This window comes from Cedecea sp. NFIX57, from assembly GCF_900177785.1.
GTDB classification, from domain to species: Bacteria; Pseudomonadota; Gammaproteobacteria; order Enterobacterales; family Enterobacteriaceae; genus Cedecea; species Cedecea neteri_C.
Genome location: NZ_FXAS01000002.1, coordinates 156,827 through 174,982 on the forward strand (window position 1 = coordinate 156,827; position 18,156 = coordinate 174,982).

Genomic DNA, 18,156 nt, shown 5'->3' on the forward strand with positions numbered 1-18,156 from the left:
TGTAATTAACGGGCTCAACATCACTGGGTTTTGATACGTCGGGAAATACCGTGGGACACCACGTACTTCACCGAAAGGGAAAAGAACACATCCACGAGCAGCGCCAGAATGGCAACCAGCACCGCGCCAGCGGTCATCTGGGCAAAATCGTTCGCCGCGCGACCATCGATAATCAACCGCCCCAGGCCACCAAGAGAGACGTAAGCAGCAATGGTGGCGGTCGAGATAATCTGCAGCGTGGCGCTGCGAATGCCGGACAGAATCAACGGCGTGGCACAGGGCAACTCCACCTGAGTCAACACCTGGAACGGTGTCAGGCCGATACCTTTGGCGGCGTCGTGCACGCTTGGGTCAACGGAGCGAATCCCCGCATGCACGCCCAGCGCTATCGGCGGCAGGGCTAATACCACCAGCACGATAATGCACGGCAAAATAAAGGCCATGTCGGACTCGAAGTAGCCCGCCATCAGGATGACCAGCAGAATAATCAGGCCAAACGACGGCAGAGAACGCAGCGCGTTGGTGGTGCCAATCAGCAACGCTTCCCCTTTACCGGTGTGGCCGGTGTAGCAGCCCACCGGAAACGCAATGGCTATCGCTATCGCCAGCGCCACCGCGCTGTAGCCGATATGCTGCGCCAGCAGCGGGAGAATACCGTCGTCGCCATACCAGTGGCTGAGCGTAAAGAACCAGTCAGACATACTTTATCCCCTTGTTGGCTGCCAGCGGCTTAATGAGCGGGTGACGGCCACGACCACGCAGTCGAGCACGAAAGCCAGCACGATACACAGCACGATGCCGGCAATAATTGGCGTCAGAAACTGCAGCTGAAACCCCTGAGTAAACAGCGACCCGAGCTGCGGAGCGCCGATCAGCGCAGCGACTGAAACAATGCTGACGTTAGAGACCACGGCAACCCGCATCCCCGAGCCAATCACCGGCACTGCCAGCGGCAAATCAACCTGGAAAAACTGGTGAACCGGCTTGTAGCCGAGGGCAAAGGCAGACTGCCGGGTGTCGGTGGGCACTGAATCCAGGCCGTCGCACACGGTTCTGACCAGCAGCGCAAAGCTATAAATCGTCAGCGCCACCACCACGTTGATCGGGTCGAGGATCTGCGTGCCGAGCAGCGGCGGCAGCAGCACAAACAGCGCCAGGGACGGGATGGTATAGAGCAGCCCAAACAGGTTAAGAATGACGCCCTTTACGCGCGGCATGCTGCTCACCAGCCAGCCAGCCGGAATCGCCAGCAGCAGGCCAATCAGGATCGGCGTCACCGAAAGGTAGAGATGCCACAACAGCAAATGGAAAATTTTGTCGCTCTGCGCCCACAGCCAGTCAAATCTCATACCGCCTCCCGCGCCATCGACTTGCAGGCATCCAGGACGTGATCCAGCCCCAGCGTCCCCAGCACTTCTGCTCGCTCACCAATCACTACCGCCCGGTGGCACGGCGAGCTGAGCGCGGAGTCAAGCATCTGGCGCAGCGTGCCGGTTTGCGGGAAGAAGGTTGCGCCCAGATTAATGTGCTCCGGCACCACGGCCTCAACCTGCTGGTGCGTATCAAACCAGCCGCAGGCTTTGCCTTCGCGGGTCACCAGCAGCCAGCGCTGCACCGCAATGTTGCGCGCCATATCAATAGGCGTGCCTACTTCAGCGGTCGGCTCCGTCTGCATTGAAGCCAGCGGGCCGGAATTGTAGAAACTCAGCTTGCGATAGCCGCGGTCGCGGCCAATAAAGTCGGCAACAAAATCACTCTGCGGGGCGTTAAGCAGTTCACCCGGGGAAGCCATCTGCCCCAGCTTACCGCCGGGCTTCAAAACCGCGACCAGATCGCCCAGCTTCATGGCTTCATCGATGTCGTGAGTCACCATAATGATGGTTTTGCTTACTTCCTTTTGAATGCGGAGAAACTCTTCCTGCAGTTGGTCACGCACCACCGGGTCCACGGCGCTAAAAGGCTCATCCATCAACATGAACTCCGGGTCAGCGGCCAGCGCTCGGGCAACCCCGACACGCTGCTGCTGGCCACCGGAAAGCTGCCACGGATAGCGTTTCGCCAGCTGCGGGGCCAGGCCGACAACTTCCAGCAGTTCCCCTGCTCTCGCGCGGGCTTTGGTCTTAGGCATGCCGTTGAGGATCGCGGTGGTGGCAATGTTGTCGATGATGTTTCGGTGCGGGAACAGACCTGCATTCTGAATAACGTAGCCAATGCGGCGGCGCAGCTGCACCACGTCCATGGCGGAGGTAGATTCGCCGTTAAGCAGGATTTCGCCGGAGGACGGCTCAATCAGCCGATTAATCATGCGCAGTGACGTTGTTTTCCCACAACCGGAAGGGCCTACCAGTACGGTGATCTTGCCGCCGGGTGCGGTGAGATTCAGTCCATCCACCACGACCGTGCCGTCGTCATAAAACTTGGTCACATTGTTGAAAGTAATCATCGCTACGCCTCATGGTCATCTGGCTGCCGAAGAAATGAACGGCTGCGTAAAAAAGCTATGTATAGCATTGTATGTACAATCTGCAAAGCCTGTGCCATAACAAATGCGCAACATCGAAAACAATGATATTTATTGTTTAAAAACAAATAAATAATGAATTTATTAAATTTTAAGTGTGATCAACTCGTGATTTTCATCAGGATTAAACGGTGCCTTTCGGGCGATTTGCCAGCTATCTGAACTGCTCTTTTTGCCCCAAAAAGGATCAATCTCTTTGTAAAGAGCGCCAAAATGGTGCGACAGAGGTCGAAAAAGAAACGATATATGATGTAACTACTTACCAGTATTTATTTAATATATTGATTTAAAACGATAATAAAATGTTTTTCGTGCCTGGCATCAAATGTGCTAATCATGTATATACAAGCAAACGAAAAGATGACATGGTATTTTTCGTGAGCACTTTCCCCGTTATCTCAAAACAAGGTGAACCCCATGAAGAGTGAGTTTTCTCGTTATCGTGATGTTGAAATCAGGGCGCCACGCGGCACGAAGCTGAATGCAAAAAGCTGGCTGACGGAAGCCCCGCTGCGCATGCTGATGAATAACCTCGATCCGGACGTGGCTGAAAACCCGAAAGAACTGGTGGTTTACGGCGGCATTGGCCGGGCGGCGAGAAACTGGGAGTGCTACGACAAAATGGTCGAAGCACTTAAAGCCCTGAATGAAGATGAAACCCTGCTGGTGCAGTCCGGCAAGCCGGTTGGCGTCTTTAAAACTCACGCCAACGCCCCTCGCGTGCTGATTGCCAACTCTAACCTAGTGCCACATTGGGCAAACTGGGAACACTTTAACGAACTGGATGCTAAAGGGCTGGCGATGTACGGCCAGATGACCGCCGGGTCGTGGATCTACATCGGCAGCCAGGGCATTGTGCAGGGCACCTATGAAACCTTCGTGGAAGCAGGTCGCCAGCACTACAACGGCTCGCTCACCGGGCGCTGGGTGCTCACCGCGGGCCTCGGCGGCATGGGTGGCGCACAGCCGCTGGCCGCTACCCTTGCTGGTGCCTGTTCACTGAACATTGAATGCCAGCAGTCGCGCATCGACTTCCGTCTGCGCACCGGGTATGTCGACGAGCAGGCCAAAGATCTGGACGACGCCCTCGCCCGCCTCAAACGCTACACCGGCGAAGGTAAAGCCGTCTCTATCGCCCTGCACGGTAATGCGGCAGAAATTCTGCCTGAACTGGTGAAGCGCGGCGTGCGCCCGGATATGGTCACCGATCAGACCAGCGCCCACGACCCGCTCAACGGCTACCTGCCGATTGGCTGGAGCTGGGAAGAGTACCGCGAGCGCGCAGCCGTTGAGCCTGCGGTGGTCACTCAGGCGGCGAAAGCCTCTATGGCAGAACATGTGAAAGCGATGCTAGCCTTCCAGCAGCAGGGCATTCCTACCTTTGATTACGGCAACAATATCCGCCAGATGGCCAAAGAAATGGGCGTCAGCAACGCCTTTGATTTTCCGGGCTTTGTGCCGGCTTATATTCGCCCGCTGTTCTGCCGTGGGATCGGGCCTTTCCGCTGGGCTGCGCTCTCAGGCAACCCGGAAGATATTTACCGTACCGATGCCAAAGTCAAAGAGCTGATCCCGGACGACAAGCACCTGCACCGCTGGCTGGACATGGCCAAGGAGCGCATTAGCTTCCAGGGCCTGCCGGCGCGTATCTGCTGGGTCGGCCTCGGCCAGCGCGCAAAACTGGGCCTGGCGTTTAACGAAATGGTCAGAAGCGGCGAGCTGTCCGCCCCTATCGTCATTGGCCGCGATCACCTTGATTCCGGTTCGGTGGCAAGCCCGAATCGCGAAACCGAATCGATGCAGGATGGCTCCGATGCCGTCTCCGACTGGCCGCTGCTGAATGCCCTGCTGAACACGGCCAGCGGCGCGACCTGGGTTTCCCTGCACCACGGCGGCGGCGTCGGCATGGGCTTCTCACAGCACTCCGGCATGGTTATCGTCTGCGACGGTACCGACGAAGCGGCAGAGCGTATTGCTCGCGTGCTGAACAACGACCCGGCCACCGGCGTGATGCGCCACGCGGATGCGGGCTATGATATTGCTATTGAGTGCGCCAAAGAGCACGGCCTGAACCTGCCGATGCTGGCGAAGTAGTTCCCCTGGGGCGCGGCTTTCGTCGTGCCCCGTCCTGATGAGAGAGATCTTATGCGGATTTTATGGCGTAACTGCCACATCACCACCATGGTCAGCGGCAAGTACAATATTATCGAAGACGCGGCGATGCTGACCGAAGGCAACAAAATTATCTGGGTTGGCCCCGACAGTCAGCGCCCAAACCAGCCCCACGACGAAGAACGCGATCTGCAGGGCAAACTTGTCACCCCCGGCCTTATCGACTGCCACACCCACAGCGTGTTCGGCGGCAACCGCAGTCAGGAATTTGAGATGCGTCTGAACGGTGCAACCTACGCGGATATTGCCGCTGCGGGCGGCGGGATAGCCAGTACGGTGAAGGCCACGCGTCAGGCGAGCGAAGCCGAACTGCTGGCAAGCGCCAGTCGCCGTATCAACGCGCTGCGTAAAGACGGCGTGACCACCCTGGAAGTGAAATCAGGCTACGGCCTCAGCTTTGACGACGAGCGCAAAATGCTGCGTGTTGTCCGCCAGCTGGCGCAAAGTCTGCCGCTGACGATTTACAGTACCTGCCTGGCCGCGCACGCCCTGCCCCCGGAATACAAAGACCACAGCGACGACTTTATCACCGACGTTTGTGAACGCTGGTTACCAGAGTTGCACCGTGAAGGGCTCGTTGATGCCGTTGATGCCTTCTGTGAACACCTGGCCTTTTCCGTGCCGCAGGTTGAGCGTGTCTTTGTGAAAGCCCATGAGCTGGGCCTGCCGGTTAAGCTTCATGCCGAACAGCTTTCGCTCCTGCACGGCGCGGGGCTCGCCGCCCGCCACAACGCACTTTCCGCCGATCATCTGGAATATCTTTGCGAGGACGATATTACGCTGATGGCAAAACACGGCACGACCGCCGTGCTGCTTCCCGGCGCGTTTTACTTCCTGCGAGAAACGCAGAAGCCGCCGGTGGCGCTACTGCGTAAACATCACGTGCCGATGGCCATTTCCAGCGACCTGAACCCAGGCACCTCCCCGGTGCAATCCCTGCGTCTGATGATGAACATGGCCTGCACGCTGTTTGGCCTGACGCCGGAAGAAGCGCTTGCTGGCGTGACGCTGAATGCGGCGCGCGCACTCGGAATTAGCGAGAAAACGGGCACCCTGGAAGCAGGTAAAGAAGCCAGCTTTGTTGCCTGGGAAATAGACCATCCCGCCGAGCTGAGCTACTGGCTGGGCGGCACGCTCTCCAAACAGGTTATCTATCAAGGTAAAGAGGTGTGGAATGATTAAGGGCTTTGAGCTTCATCAGGGCAAGCTGCCGCTGCTGATCAGCATGCCGCATCCGGGTACACAGTTAACGCCGGAAGTGGCTAACGGGCTGACGGCGCGGGCCAAAAAGCTGGAAGATACCGACTGGCATATTCCCAGACTTTACCAGCCAATACGTGACATGGGTGCCAGCATACTCAGCGCCAACTACTCGCGCTACGTGGTGGATTTGAACCGTCCGTCGGACGATAAGCCGCTGTACACCACGGCCACTACCGGGCTTTACCCGGACATTTTTTTCGACGGCGAACCACTGTTCGAGGCGGGAAAATCCCCCGATGCACAGGCCAGAGCCGACATCCTGACCAACATCTGGCAACCCTATCACCAGGCGCTTGCCCAGGAACTGGCAAGGCTGAAAGAAATCTTTGGCTATGCCCTGCTGTGGGACGCGCATTCTATTAAATCCGTGGTACCTCGCCTGTTCGAAGGTCGCCTGTCGGATCTTAATTTCGGCACCGCGGACGGCACCAGCTGCGATCCGGCTCTCAGCGCTGAACTGTTGAAAACCAGCGAGCATTTTAACGGCTACAGCAAAGTGCTGAACGGCCGCTTTAAGGGAGGCCATATCACGCGCCATTACGGTGCGCCGCAGCAAAATATCCATGCCGTGCAGCTGGAAGTGGCCCAGTGTTGCTATATGGATGAAGAGAGTTTTGCCTGGTCTGAGGAAAAAGGAGCCCAGTTCCAGCAGGTAATCGCCCGCCTGATTGAAACCGCCCTGGCATGGGGGCAGCGGCAGTACGGCTAACTCTCTTGACTTAATTTGTTAAAAGCGTACTTTTCAGGACATGAAAACGATTCTGGTAATTGTCCCTGACGGCGGCATGCTGTTTGAAGCCGCCGGTATCGCCGATATTCTGATGCAGGCTAATCGCCTGCATGCGGAAGCCTTGACCGAGCCTCGCTACCGCATCAGTATCGCCACCACTCAACCTCATCACGTCGTGCACGGCATGTCCGGTCTAAACCTGCTGGCAGACCACCGGCTGGCCGACCTCGATCCCAATGAGCCTCGTGACACCATCATGATCACCGGCAAAGGCCAAAGCGAGCCCGAAGGCAGCGCGGTGGTCGACTGGCTATGCCGCGCCGCGCCAAATACTCAGCGTATTGCCTCCGTGTGCGGCGGTGCGATGCTGCTGGCTCGCGCCGGGCTGCTGGATGGCCGCAGGGCAACGACCCACTGGCGAATGCTGGAAGAGATGCAGGCCAGGTGGCCGCAAATCAACGTGGAAGGCGGCCCTTTGTATATTCAGGACGGCCCGGTGTGGACCTCCGGCGGCGTGAGTTCTGGCTTCGATCTTACGCTGGCGTTGGTTGAGGCGGATTACGGCTTCACCCTCGCGAGGGATGTGGCTCAGGATCTGGTGATGTACCTGCACCGCCCTGGCGGCCAGTTGCAGTTTAGCCGCTATCATCTGCGCCAGGCGGCCAACACCGGGCCGATAAGCCAGCTCCAGGACTGGCTGTTGGATAACCTGGCGGATGATTTGTCGGTAGAAAAACTGGCGGAACGGGTCGCCATGAGCCCACGTAATTTTACCCGCGTCTTTACAAGGGAAACCGGCGTTACGCCCGCCCGCTATGTGGAAGAAGCCCGGCTAGCCGCCGCCCGCCACCACCTTGAGCAGTCAAACGACACCCTGGAGCGGGTCGCCTGCGCCTCGGGCTTTGGCACCGCCATTAACCTGCGTCGCGTCTTTGAGCGCCAGCTTCACCTCACCCCGGGGGAATACCGCGAACGCTTCCATTGCCGGAAGTTGGCATGAATTGATCCTTTTTTGTCATTTACGCCATTTCACTCCGCGCCTACTCTGATGCCAGACATTCAAGAGAAGGAGTGAATCATGGTTAAGGTCGGGATTAATGGTTTTGGCAGAATCGGACGTAACGTGCTGCGCGCTGCCCTGGGTAACCCCAATATTGAGATCGTGGCCATCAACGATCTGACGGACAGCAAAACCCTTGCACATCTGTTAAAACACGACTCGCTGATGGGCAAACTACCTGCGCCAGTGGAAGCCTCCGAAGGGCTGCTCCACGTTGACGGCAAGCCGGTTCGCGTTTTCAGTGAAAGAGATCCGGCGCAGATCCCATGGCGTGACGTCGGCGTAGATATCGTTATCGAGGCCACCGGCTTTTTCACCAGCCGCGAAAAAGCTGAAGTTCACATCACCCACGGCGGCGCAAAACGCGTCATCATTTCTGCCCCTGGCAAAGACGACGATCTGACTATCGTGCTGGGCGTGAACCACGAAAGTTACGATCCGCTGAAACACTTTGTGGTCAGCAACGGCAGCTGTACCACCAACGGCCTGGCCCCTGCCGCGCAGGTACTGCATCAGGCCTTCGGCATTGAACACGGCCTGATGAACACCACTCACGCCTACACCAACAGCCAGGCGCTGCACGACCAGCCGGAAAAAGATTTGCGCGGCGCACGGGCGGCAGCGCTGTCGATTGTGCCGTATTCCAGCGGCGCGGCTAAAGCCCTCGGCAAGGTTATCCCTGAACTTGACGGGCGCCTGACAGGCTACTCTCTGCGCGTGCCGGTACCGGTAGTGTCTATCGTTGATTTAACCGTGACGCTCAAACGCGATGTCACGGCGGAAGAAGTGAACGCGGCGTTCCGCAAAGCCGCTGAAGCCGGCCCGTTGAAAGACATTCTGGGCTACAGCGATGAGCCGCTGGTCTCCAGCGATTATCAGGGCGACCCGCGCTCTTCTATTATTGACGGGCTTTCAACCCTGGTGATTGGCGGTAACCTGGTGAAAATCCTGGCCTGGTACGACAACGAATGGGGCTTCTCTAACCGCCTGGTTGACCTTGCTCTGCTGATGGATAAACGTGGGCTGTAACGGCAACTGAAATAGAAAAGCCAGCCTTGCGGCTGGCTTTTTTATTACAGCCCCTGCAGTAACAGAGGCTGGCAGAGGCGTTTACTTACAGCGCCATATCGTGCTGGGTAGCGGCTTCCGCTTTCGCTTCGGCTGGTTTTGCTACCGGCGTTTCGCTTTGGTCGTTCATCTGAATAACAGGCGGTTTGGTCAGCTGCAGCGTGGCTGCTGTGTCATCCCAAACTTTCTGCGTCAGCGCCGCGTTGCCGTTCATCTCCTGGCCGTAGCTTGGCACAACGGCGCGGATCTTACTCTGCCACTCAGGCGAGTTGAACTGCTGCGGGAACATCTGCTTCAACACGTTCAGCGTGATAGGCGCCGCGGTAGAAGCGCCTGGGGATGCACCCAGCAGAGCAGAAATGGTTTTCTGCTGGTCAACAACCACTTCGGTACCGAGCTTCAGGACACCGCCTTTGTTCTCATCTTTTTTGATGATCTGCACGCGCTGACCGGCCTGGATCAGTTTCCAGTCTTCTTTACGCGCCTGCGGGTAGTACTCTTTCAGCGCTTCAAAGCGATCTTCATCACTCAGCATCACCTGACCAATCAGGTATTTCACCAGGTCAAAGTTATCCAGACCTACGTCGGTCATCGGCATAAAGTTGCTGGTGGTGGTCGTGCTCAACAGATCAAAGAAAGAGCCGTTTTTCAGGAATTTGGTAGAGAAGGTCGCGAACGGCCCGAACAGCACTACGCGCTTACCGTCGATAAAGCGGGCATCAATGTGCGGCACGGACATCGGTGGTGCACCCACGGAGGCCTGACCATACACTTTTTCGAGATGCTGGCTGGTTACCACCGGGTTTTCGGTCATCAGGAAGGAGCCACCCACCGGGAAACCGGCGTAGTTTTTCGATTCCGGAATACCGGTTTCCTGCAGCAGTTTCAGTGCGCCGCCGCCAGCCCCGATAAAGACATATTTCGCGTCGATGGCGTGCTCTTTGCCGCTGGTGACGTCTTTGATGGTGACGTGCCAGGAATTATCGCCGTTGCGTTTGAAGTCGGTGACTTCAGAAGAGGTTTGCAGGGAGAAATTCGGGCTTTTTTTCAGGCTGCCGATCAGCTGACGGGTAATTTCACCGTAGTTAACGTCGGTCCCAACTGGCGTCCAGGTCGCCGCCACTTTTTGATTCGGGTCGCGCCCTTCCATGACCAGCGGAGCCCACTGTTTAATTTGCTCGTGGTTAGTGGAGAATTTCATCCCCTGGAACAGCGTGGTTTTCTGCAGCGCGTCATAGCGCTTGGTCAGATACTCAACGTTTTTATCACCCCAGACAAAACTCATGTGCGGCGTGGAATTAATAAATGAATGTGGGTCGTTCAAAATACCGCGCTGAATTTGTGCGGACCAGAACTGGCGGGAAATCATAAACTGTTCGTTAATTTCCAGCGCTTTGCTGACATCAATAGAACCGTCCGGGCGCTCCGGCGTATAGTTCAGTTCCATATTTGCAGAGTGCCCGGTACCGGCGTTATTCCAGCCGTTGGAGGACTCAAGCGCCACGCCATCAAGCTTCTCAACCATGACCTGTTTCCAGTCCGGCTGCAGCTCCTGGAGCCACGTCCCGAGAGAGGCGCTCATAATACCGCCGCCAATCAGCAGGAAGTCGGTTTTTTGCGTGGAATCCGCGTTAGCGTAGCTAGCAGAGCTTACGAATAACGCCAGTGTTGTCAGAGAAATAATTGTCTTTTTCATTGCAGGCATAATAATTCTATTGCATCGCAGGTGAATGAAGTAAATCTATGTTAACCCACTTTCACGATATTTTAAAATCTCATTCACAACCTGATTAATCCATACAATTAATGCCAATGATTTTTTTAATTAAAAAAACCAAATAAAATCAAATATCATTAAAATAATATACCCGGATAATACATCCTGTATTCCAGGTATTATTAGCGGTAATCCGCTTAGTTATCGGGATGTTATTGGCAAAAAAAATCCACGCACATGCATGGATTTTATCCTTATTCCGTTCCTGTAAAAGGCGATAAATTCGTCGTTAACGGTTTGTGCTATTCTGCTCTACCGCCTTAATAAAGACGGCAAGATGGGTACGAATAAATGCATCCGTGGCAGAATCAATTAAACGCCCGTTCTCTAATTTCTGGTTCGCAAAGCTGACTGCCAGCTCCGGCAGCGGCACCATATTGCACAGCATTGAGGCCAGCGTTTCCCGCAGCTGGTATTGCGCCCTGACGCCGCCAAGCGCGCCGGTCGACTGCGAAACGAAAAAGACATATTTTCCCAGCATACAGCTGGCTCTGACTGGCCGTGACAGCCAGTCGAGCGCATTTTTGAGTACGCCGGGCATACCGTGATTGTATTCCGGTACCGTAATAATCACCGCATCAGCCTCAGCCACCAGCCGGCGGGCGCTTACCACTGGCTCAGGTAATTCCCCCTTTTCCAGATCCTGGCAATAATGTTCCAGGACGCCAATATCAAGCACACTAAAATGACTCTGTTCGGGCAGCATTTCGCTGATGCTGTTGAGCAATGCACGGGAAGCCGAATCGACCCGCAAGCTACCGGCGATCCCCACGAAGCGTAATGTTTTCATCTTGTTCTCCTCTAATTTTCTCGATGCCGGTATTATGAGAAAAAGAATGTGATAATTCTTTCGCTAATCCGCCAAAACCCTTCGCAGGAGTGCCAACATGCCAGACGCCCTTTCCGTGGCTATCGCTGCTTCCGACATGGCACATCGTCGCGGTGACGACGTGACGTTTCACCGCCATATGCACGGTCAGTTAAGCGTCACCCTGGAAGGTACTCTTCGCCTGCAAACCGAAACGGGTTGGTGGCTGGCAACGCCCGGTAACGGCGTTTGGGTGCCGCCGGGGCTGTTACACCGGGCGCTTTATACCGAGCGTTCGCGGCTAATCAATCTACGATTCAGGCAAGGATTCGAGCGGCTATTGCCGGACAACAGCTCGCTTATCGTCGCTTCAAACCTGCTGACGGAGCTGGCGAAAGAAGCCTTAGCGATTCAACACAACAGCGATTCGAACGAACAACTCGAACTGATTGCACAGCTGCTGCACTTCCAGCTGCGAAAACAGGTGTTGAAAACAGACCTGTTTGTGCCTGAGGGTAAAGATAAACGGCTGAGGCTAGTCACCAGTCTGCTGCGGGAAGATCCGGCCTGTAGCAAAACGCTAATTCAGCTGGCCGCCGTTGCCTTCATCAGCCCCAGAACATTAGGCCGCCTTTTCGAAAGCGAAATCGGGATGAATTTTACTCCCTGGCGGGAAAGAATGAGGATAATCAGTTCAGTGGAAAAATTGGTTAACGGCGAGCCGATAACTCAGGTGGCCTATGATATGGGCTATCAAAGCGCCAGCAGCTTTACCACTGCCTTTACCCGAATTATCGGCCTGCCGCCGGGGCGTTATCTTAAAGAGACTTTCACCCCGGACAAAAGCTGACGGCGGGTGACGGCGGCCAGCGCAAGCACCAGCATCATCACGATTTCAGCCGCCAGGAAGCCGATCATCGCCACGGAGTAATCCCCGCTTTGATGCTGCAGATGCAGGAACAAAGCTCCAAGGACCGCCGGGCCAAGTCCCAGCGCAGACTGCTGCAGGGTACTCAATATTGCGCTTGCTGCTCCGGCATCGTTCAGGTCGATATCGCGCATCCCAATGCGGTAGAAACTGTTCACAATCAGCGCCTGGCCGTAGCCCACCACCAGCGTCGCCGGGGCAATAGCCAGCGGACCTGCATGGGTGCCAAAGTGGTAAAGCGTAAATATCAGCCCCAGCAGACCCACCACCTGGATAGCAATCCCGCTCAGCAAAATAGTGCTTAACGAATGGCGCACGATAAGCCTCGGGGCAAACCACGCGGAGACAAAATACGAAATGCCCATGGCAATAAAGCTGTTCCCGGACTGCCACGGCGCCATTCCCATGCCCGACTGGAGCGTCAGCGCCATGCAGAACATAAAGCCCGACCAACAGGTAAAGAACAGCAGCGCGATCAGCAGGCCAAACCTTATGCTGCCCAGCTTAAGCAGCCTTGGCGGCAAAAGTGGCTGTAGCCCCCGCTGCTGCTGGTTTAGTGCGCCAACGCGCATCAGATAACCGAGCGGCAGCGTTGCCACCAGCATCAGCTGCATCGGCCACGGCCAGTGCAGCTCGGGCCCAAGCGCCATAGGAAACAGCAGGCAACACAGCACCAGCGCGAGGGTAACGGTACCCTGCCAGTCAATGCGCGAGTGGCTTTCGCTCCGCGTTTCAGGAATATAGAACCGGCTCAGCACCAGTACCAACAGGCAGATAGGCACGTTGATAAAGAACGCGTTTCGCCAGCCCAGCCCGGCAATATCCGCCGACACCAGCCAGCCGCCTCCCATCTGGCCGATAATAAAAGCGATCCCGCCAATGCCGCCATACAGGCTGATAGCCCGGGCGTGAGCGGTGCCTTTGAGCGTCACGTGCAGTGTGGCAAGGATCTGCGGCACAATCAGCGCAGCCCCGACGCCTTGCAGAGTACGAGCCGCCAGCAGCTCGGTGACCGAACCGGAGATCCCGCACAGGAAAGAAGCAATACCGAACAGGGCCACGCCCCATAGCAACGTTCTGCGGCGGCCGTGGTTATCGCCAAGCTTGCTGCCCACCGCCAGGCTGACGGCAAAGGCGACGCCGTAAAGTGCCACAATAAGTTCAAGCTGGGTTGGCGTGGTGCCAAGGGACTCCGTGATCGAGTCCAGCGCCACGTTGGTGATAGACGTGTCGATTAACGGCAGCATCTGGCCCGTCAACAGCAGCACCAGGCCAGCACGACCGGGTGAAACAGGCGAATTATTCATCAGGGACTCCATTGCATAGTTCAGGATACCGACGTAGGATCCCTGAACATTTAACCGGGTACCAGTTCTTACTTATACTGGTACTGATACTACCATTCTGGAGTATTTGTGATGCTCATCACTCAGCCTGAGCTGCGTCATGGCCCGCTGGACGACAGCCGTAAAATGCTGGCGCTGTTTTTGCGCACCCGGCGCGAAAGTCTGGACCCGCAGCGGTTGGGTTTACCGCGCAGCGGACGTCGCCGCACGCCCGGCCTTCGCCGTGAAGAAGTGGCGCTGCTGGCTGACATCGGCGTGACCTGGTATACCTGGCTTGAGCAGGGGCGGGAAGTGAATCCTTCGGCCACTGCCATGACGGCGATCGCCAGCGCGCTGCAGTGCTCCCCGGCGGAAACCCGACACTTGTTTATTCTGGCTGGCCTGCCCCCGTCCGAAGCTCCCGCCGCCGCGCAGTGCGAAGGACTCAGCCCCGCCGCCCGCCGGATGTTGGACGCCCTGATGCCTAACCCCGCCAGCATCCAGAAGCCGAATTTCGACATCCTCGGCTATAACTCGCATTTTTGCCAGTTGATGGGGGTCGATCTCGACAATGAACCGCCGGAGCATCGCAACTGCATTTATCAGTATCTGACCAATGAGACCTGGCGGAGCCGGGTAGACTGTAACGAAGATGTGCTGCCCAAGTTTGTGGGCTGGTTCCGCGCCGGGATCACCGAGCACCGCGGCGACCCGCGCTGGGAAACACTGCTGGAATCGTTTTTCGCCGCCTCCCCCGCGTTTAAAACGCTCTGGGAGCAGCGCTATGAGATCCGCAATATCGAAAACCATATAAAACAGTACACGCACCCGCAGATCGGCACCTTCGGTATGCAGCAGATCAACTGGTACTCTGCGCCGCGAGACGGTTCAAGGCTGCTGGTTTACCTCCCGGTTGATGAACTGGGTGAACGAGCTTTGCGACTTTTTTCTCAAGCGAGCGGAGCCTGAATTTCTGCAAACGCATCGGGCAACCTGCAGACGGCCCGATGTTTTTTATTGTTTTAAGAATAACCTCAGGGAAACCACAAAAGACCATTCGCATTGACGTCAGAATAAAAATAAGACTTCGCTGAAAACCTTGAATTTATCAAACAAATTCAAAAAATTAACGCTATCTTCATGCTTTTCATTCCTCTTAGATGCCCCCTTGATCATTTTTAAACCAACCCAATTTTCTGCTCTACCAACCTGGCATCAAACCTTCATGTACGTAATAGGTTATTCCACTGTTATAACACCATTGAATTGTTAACCGGGCTATGTAAAATCACTCTACTATGCTGAAACCACGCGAATTCCTTGCGCCGGCGAGATACCCAAGCCGCCACGCCGTTTTGCGTGGGCGTACCTCACGTCGTGGATAATTTTCCTGTGCGGCGCTCCTTGCTCCCGCGGCGGTTGGGTTTTAACCTTTTTCTCAGGGAACGTCTCAATGAAATTGCGAAGCCTGTTAGTCCTCCTTGTTGTCACTACGGTTGTCGGCTGTAAAGCGCCGCCGCCGAAGATGACCGACGACACCATTGTGACCAGCACGGTAAACGGCGTCACCCTGACTCACCGCTATATCGTTGAAGTACCAAAAGAATTTACACCTGTTGACGCCGAGTATCGGGCGCTTTATCCGGGCTCTATTATGAGCAAACCCGATTTTGGTGGCAAAGTACTGGCACAGCTTGAAAGCGGCCAAAGCTACACGGTGTTAGGCGAGGTAGAAAATCACTGGTTTGCTATCGCCGAGCAGGATAAACAAGAGCTGCTGGGCTATGTGCCGCTCAGGGCGCTGGTAAAAAGCGAGCTGTATAACCAGACGCTGAAAAAAGACCGCCCTCGCCCTCGCCGTGCGGCCAAAAAATCCACCTGCGTTGCGGTAGATAATAAAAGTAAAGCCTGCCAGAACGCCGATAACGGAACGTGGATCATTAATTAAACTTCCCCTCCGGGGGTTTTCTAACCAAAGATTTTGGTATGAGAGTAGCAACGACTCACCCGGCAACCTGTACGGGCGTTAACGTTGCCCTCTCTTTACACACAGGCTAACAAGGATCTTTATGAAACTCTGGCTTTCGGGTATGGCATTGCTGCTGGCATCCACTATCGTCTGGGCAGGGAACTACCGCATTGTTCAGTCGCCGTCCCAAAAGCTGGACGTGTGGATAGACAACATCAAAAGCAATGCCCCTCAAAGCTGGTGCGGAAGCGATCTGCCGGTTCGTATTGTGGCAAACGGGGATAAAAACCCCCTTATTCTGAAAACGTTCATGCCTCGCCTCGGCGCACTTCTGGAAAACCAGTGCAGCGAGATTGAGCGCGTTAACTGGCAATTGGAAGATCCCGAGGGCGCATCCCTTGCCCGCGGTTCCGCCACCAAGGCCAGCGACTGGGAAGTCACTATTGAATCCCCACTCTCTTCGGTCGCTAACCGCAACGAACGTCCGGAAGATCTTTCCACGCCTCTCGACCGCACGCCGTGGCTGGAGTTTACCCTGCAGGATGGTTGCCACTTGCGCACATTCTGGCAGGGCGACGCCGCCAGCAGTTCCCTGTTTATTCCGGGTAAAGAGAATGGCAAATGTGAAAAAGGTGGCTGGCTGAACGGCACCAGCGAAGTGGTTCAGCGCGGCACTGGCGGCGAAAAGCGCATTATGATGACGTTTGTCCACGGTTTCCCGGTCAGCGGATTGAATCCCTCAGCGGATGCCGACAGTCTGCTTATCACCAGCGTGAACAATGAGCGCATGGTGGTTAGCAATGAACAGGCACCACAAAGCTGGCTAATTTTGCCCTACCATCCTGAGATCAACGGCTGGAAAGCCAGCGGCACCGTTGCCGTAGAGGTATCTCGCGACATGGCGCTGGATGAACAACGCCTCCAGACGCGGCTCAACGAGGTGCGCAAGCTCTGGTCCGCCTGGCTGACGCCAGGTACGTCCATCACGCTGCTGCTGGTTGAATCCCTGCATCCGCAGCTGCGCGACCCGGCCGCCGGCGCCTGGCGCGCCCAAAAATAAACAGGCCGCAAATTGCATGATTACGCGCAGAGAACATTATGCTAGATAACGATTTTATCCCAAAAGTCCCGAACGCTCTGCCGCCTGGCTACCGCTTCGATGAATTTGAAATTCAGGAAGCCATCGACGCCAGCATGACCAGCATTCTTTATCGGGCGTGGGATCACCAGCTAGAACGCCTGGTGGCTATCCGTGAATACATGCCTAAAGCTTACGTGATGCGCAATGACATGATGGAACTGGTGCTGCACAGCGAACGCGATCACCTGGTCTATACCACCGGCCTGAACAGCTTTATGCAAGAAGCGCGTCAGCTGGCGCACTTTAACCATCCGAATCTGCCTCAGGTGCTGCGCATCTGGAGCGATAACAATACGGCTTACGTCGTCACACTGTTTTATAGCGGCATCACGCTCGATGAACTGCAAAAACAGCAGCCGTCGCTGATTGATGAAGCGTGGCTCCGCCGGATTCTGCCAATGCTTTGCGGCGCGCTGGCAACGCTGCATGCGGCCGAGCATCTGCACCGCAACCTGTCGCTGAAAAGCATTCAAATTCAGGATAATGGGCTGCCTATCCTGCTCAACACTGGCGCGCCACGCCGGGGGCAAGGCTCACTGGATGAAGGTAACACCCTGCTCCATCCCGGTTTTGCCCCGCTGGAGCAATACACCGGAGACCTGGCCAGCCAGCTAGGGCCATGGACCGATATCTACGCCGTCGGTGCCGTGCTGTATACGCTTATTACCGGCAGTGCACCGCCTGCCAGCGTCGCTCGCAGTATTCAGGACAGCTGCGTCAGGCTCGCGGAAAGCCAACCCGAAGGCTATTCCCTCAATTTACTGCAGGCGGTTGATAAAGCGCTGTCGCTGAAGCCGGAAGATCGCCCTCAGTCCATTGACGCTTTTGCGGCCCTGCTGAATATCCAGCCAGACGACGTACGTGAACTGGTGAGCAGTAAAAAAACTGGTACCGCTCTGGTACCGGTAGACGATCCTGACAGCACCGTGGCTCTTCCGCGTTGGAAACGCTATCAAGCAGCCCTGCAAATCGGCGCTGCTGCCGTCGCGGGCCTGATTGTCGGTGCACTACTTTTTGGCCGGGGAAGCCCTGCTGTAAGTTCGCCGGAACCTGCCCCTGCGTCACTGGCGGTGAATCAAAGCCCGGCACAGGTCAGTGCGGCCCCTGCAGCCGCCGCGGCTGAAAGTACGCTTGCCAGAGTCTATATCCGAATGAACGACGGTGAGCAGCTTTCGGTGAACGGTAAAGTGCAAAAGCTGACGCCCGCTGCCAACGGTTTTGCATCACTTCAGCTCCCGGCCGGCAAATACTTGTTGGCGCTGAGCGGAGGCGAAACACCCCGCAAGCAAACCATTGTGGTAGCGAATTCCGGTACCTGGCTGGTGAACCCACAGGGGTGATTACAGAGGCAAAACATCAGGGTATAGTGCTGGCTGAAATATTTTGACATCAAC

Annotated in this window: 16 protein-coding genes; 10 read left to right on the forward strand and 6 right to left on the reverse strand. The window is 56.0% G+C overall.

Going from position 1 to position 18,156, the window contains the following annotated elements:
• Window positions 1–20: 20 nt before the first annotated feature.
• From B9Y90_RS02135 to B9Y90_RS02145, 3 genes are read right to left on the reverse strand one after another with little or no spacing between them, the layout of a single operon-like run.
• On the reverse strand, window positions 21–701 hold the full coding sequence (locus tag B9Y90_RS02135) for an ABC transporter permease (protein WP_039303879.1): 681 nt from the start codon (window positions 699–701) through the stop codon (window positions 21–23).
• Window positions 702–704: 3 nt separating this feature from the next.
• Window positions 705–1,349 (reverse strand): ABC transporter permease, encoded by a 645-nt coding sequence (locus tag B9Y90_RS02140; RefSeq protein ID WP_008454132.1) that lies wholly within the window; start codon window positions 1,347–1,349, stop codon window positions 705–707.
• Window positions 1,346–2,443 (reverse strand): ABC transporter ATP-binding protein, encoded by a 1,098-nt coding sequence (locus B9Y90_RS02145; RefSeq protein ID WP_039294340.1) that lies wholly within the window; start codon window positions 2,441–2,443, stop codon window positions 1,346–1,348. The genes B9Y90_RS02140 and B9Y90_RS02145 overlap by 4 nt, the downstream gene beginning before the upstream one ends.
• A 495-nt stretch (window positions 2,444–2,938) precedes the next feature.
• Between B9Y90_RS02145 and hutU the strand changes: the two genes are divergently transcribed.
• The 5 genes from hutU to gap all read left to right on the forward strand — a co-directional run bounded on the left by hutU (window position 2,939) and on the right by gap (window position 8,775).
• Window positions 2,939–4,615: a urocanate hydratase gene (gene hutU, locus B9Y90_RS02150; protein WP_085540068.1), complete on the forward strand. Its 1,677-nt coding sequence runs from the start codon at window positions 2,939–2,941 to the stop codon at window positions 4,613–4,615.
• A 51-nt stretch (window positions 4,616–4,666) separates the two neighbouring features.
• The gene (gene hutI, locus B9Y90_RS02155; RefSeq protein ID WP_085540069.1) at window positions 4,667–5,875 is read left to right on the forward strand and encodes an imidazolonepropionase; all 1,209 of its coding nucleotides are present in this window, start codon (window positions 4,667–4,669) and stop codon (window positions 5,873–5,875) included.
• Window positions 5,868–6,665 carry an N-formylglutamate deformylase gene (hutG, locus tag B9Y90_RS02160; RefSeq protein ID WP_039294355.1) on the forward strand — a complete coding sequence of 266 codons (798 nt, stop codon included), beginning with the start codon at window positions 5,868–5,870 and terminating at the stop codon, window positions 6,663–6,665. The genes hutI and hutG overlap by 8 nt, the downstream gene beginning before the upstream one ends.
• Before the next feature lie 40 nt (window positions 6,666–6,705).
• Complete coding sequence (locus B9Y90_RS02165) at window positions 6,706–7,686, forward strand: GlxA family transcriptional regulator (protein WP_039294358.1); 981 nt, start codon at window positions 6,706–6,708, stop codon at window positions 7,684–7,686.
• Between the two features lie 78 nt (window positions 7,687–7,764).
• The gene (gene gap, locus B9Y90_RS02170; protein ID WP_085540070.1) at window positions 7,765–8,775 is read left to right on the forward strand and encodes a type I glyceraldehyde-3-phosphate dehydrogenase; all 1,011 of its coding nucleotides are present in this window, start codon (window positions 7,765–7,767) and stop codon (window positions 8,773–8,775) included.
• An 85-nt stretch (window positions 8,776–8,860) separates the two neighbouring features.
• On the opposite strand, the gene mqo is transcribed toward gap, so the two are convergent.
• Both mqo and B9Y90_RS02180 read right to left on the reverse strand, forming a co-directional pair.
• A complete protein-coding gene (gene mqo / locus B9Y90_RS02175; protein WP_139827330.1) occupies window positions 8,861–10,519 on the reverse strand; it encodes a malate dehydrogenase (quinone) in 1,659 nt (552 codons plus the stop codon).
• Window positions 10,520–10,820: 301 nt separating this feature from the next.
• Entirely contained in the window at window positions 10,821–11,381 is a 561-nt protein-coding gene (locus B9Y90_RS02180; protein ID WP_085540072.1) for an NADPH-dependent FMN reductase, read from the reverse strand.
• Between the two features lie 97 nt (window positions 11,382–11,478).
• Between B9Y90_RS02180 and B9Y90_RS02185 the strand changes: the two genes are divergently transcribed.
• On the forward strand, window positions 11,479–12,249 hold the full coding sequence (locus B9Y90_RS02185) for an AraC family transcriptional regulator (RefSeq protein ID WP_085540073.1): 771 nt from the start codon (window positions 11,479–11,481) through the stop codon (window positions 12,247–12,249).
• On the opposite strand, the gene B9Y90_RS02190 is transcribed toward B9Y90_RS02185, so the two are convergent.
• Window positions 12,213–13,634 carry an MFS transporter gene (locus tag B9Y90_RS02190; RefSeq protein ID WP_085540074.1) on the reverse strand — a complete coding sequence of 474 codons (1,422 nt, stop codon included), beginning with the start codon at window positions 13,632–13,634 and terminating at the stop codon, window positions 12,213–12,215. The genes B9Y90_RS02185 and B9Y90_RS02190 overlap by 37 nt on opposite strands.
• Before the next feature lie 108 nt (window positions 13,635–13,742).
• Between B9Y90_RS02190 and B9Y90_RS02195 the strand changes: the two genes are divergently transcribed.
• The 4 genes from B9Y90_RS02195 to B9Y90_RS02210 all read left to right on the forward strand — a co-directional run bounded on the left by B9Y90_RS02195 (window position 13,743) and on the right by B9Y90_RS02210 (window position 18,102).
• Entirely contained in the window at window positions 13,743–14,621 is an 879-nt protein-coding gene (locus B9Y90_RS02195) for a helix-turn-helix transcriptional regulator (protein ID WP_441302644.1), read from the forward strand.
• Window positions 14,622–15,105: 484 nt separating this feature from the next.
• On the forward strand, window positions 15,106–15,600 hold the full coding sequence (locus B9Y90_RS02200; protein ID WP_039294373.1) for an SH3 domain-containing protein: 495 nt from the start codon (window positions 15,106–15,108) through the stop codon (window positions 15,598–15,600).
• 121 nt (window positions 15,601–15,721) lie between these two features.
• The gene (locus B9Y90_RS02205; RefSeq protein WP_085540076.1) at window positions 15,722–16,681 is read left to right on the forward strand and encodes a hypothetical protein; all 960 of its coding nucleotides are present in this window, start codon (window positions 15,722–15,724) and stop codon (window positions 16,679–16,681) included.
• A 38-nt stretch (window positions 16,682–16,719) separates the two neighbouring features.
• Window positions 16,720–18,102: a serine/threonine protein kinase gene (locus B9Y90_RS02210; protein WP_085540077.1), complete on the forward strand. Its 1,383-nt coding sequence runs from the start codon at window positions 16,720–16,722 to the stop codon at window positions 18,100–18,102.
• Window positions 18,103–18,156 lie beyond the last annotated feature (54 nt).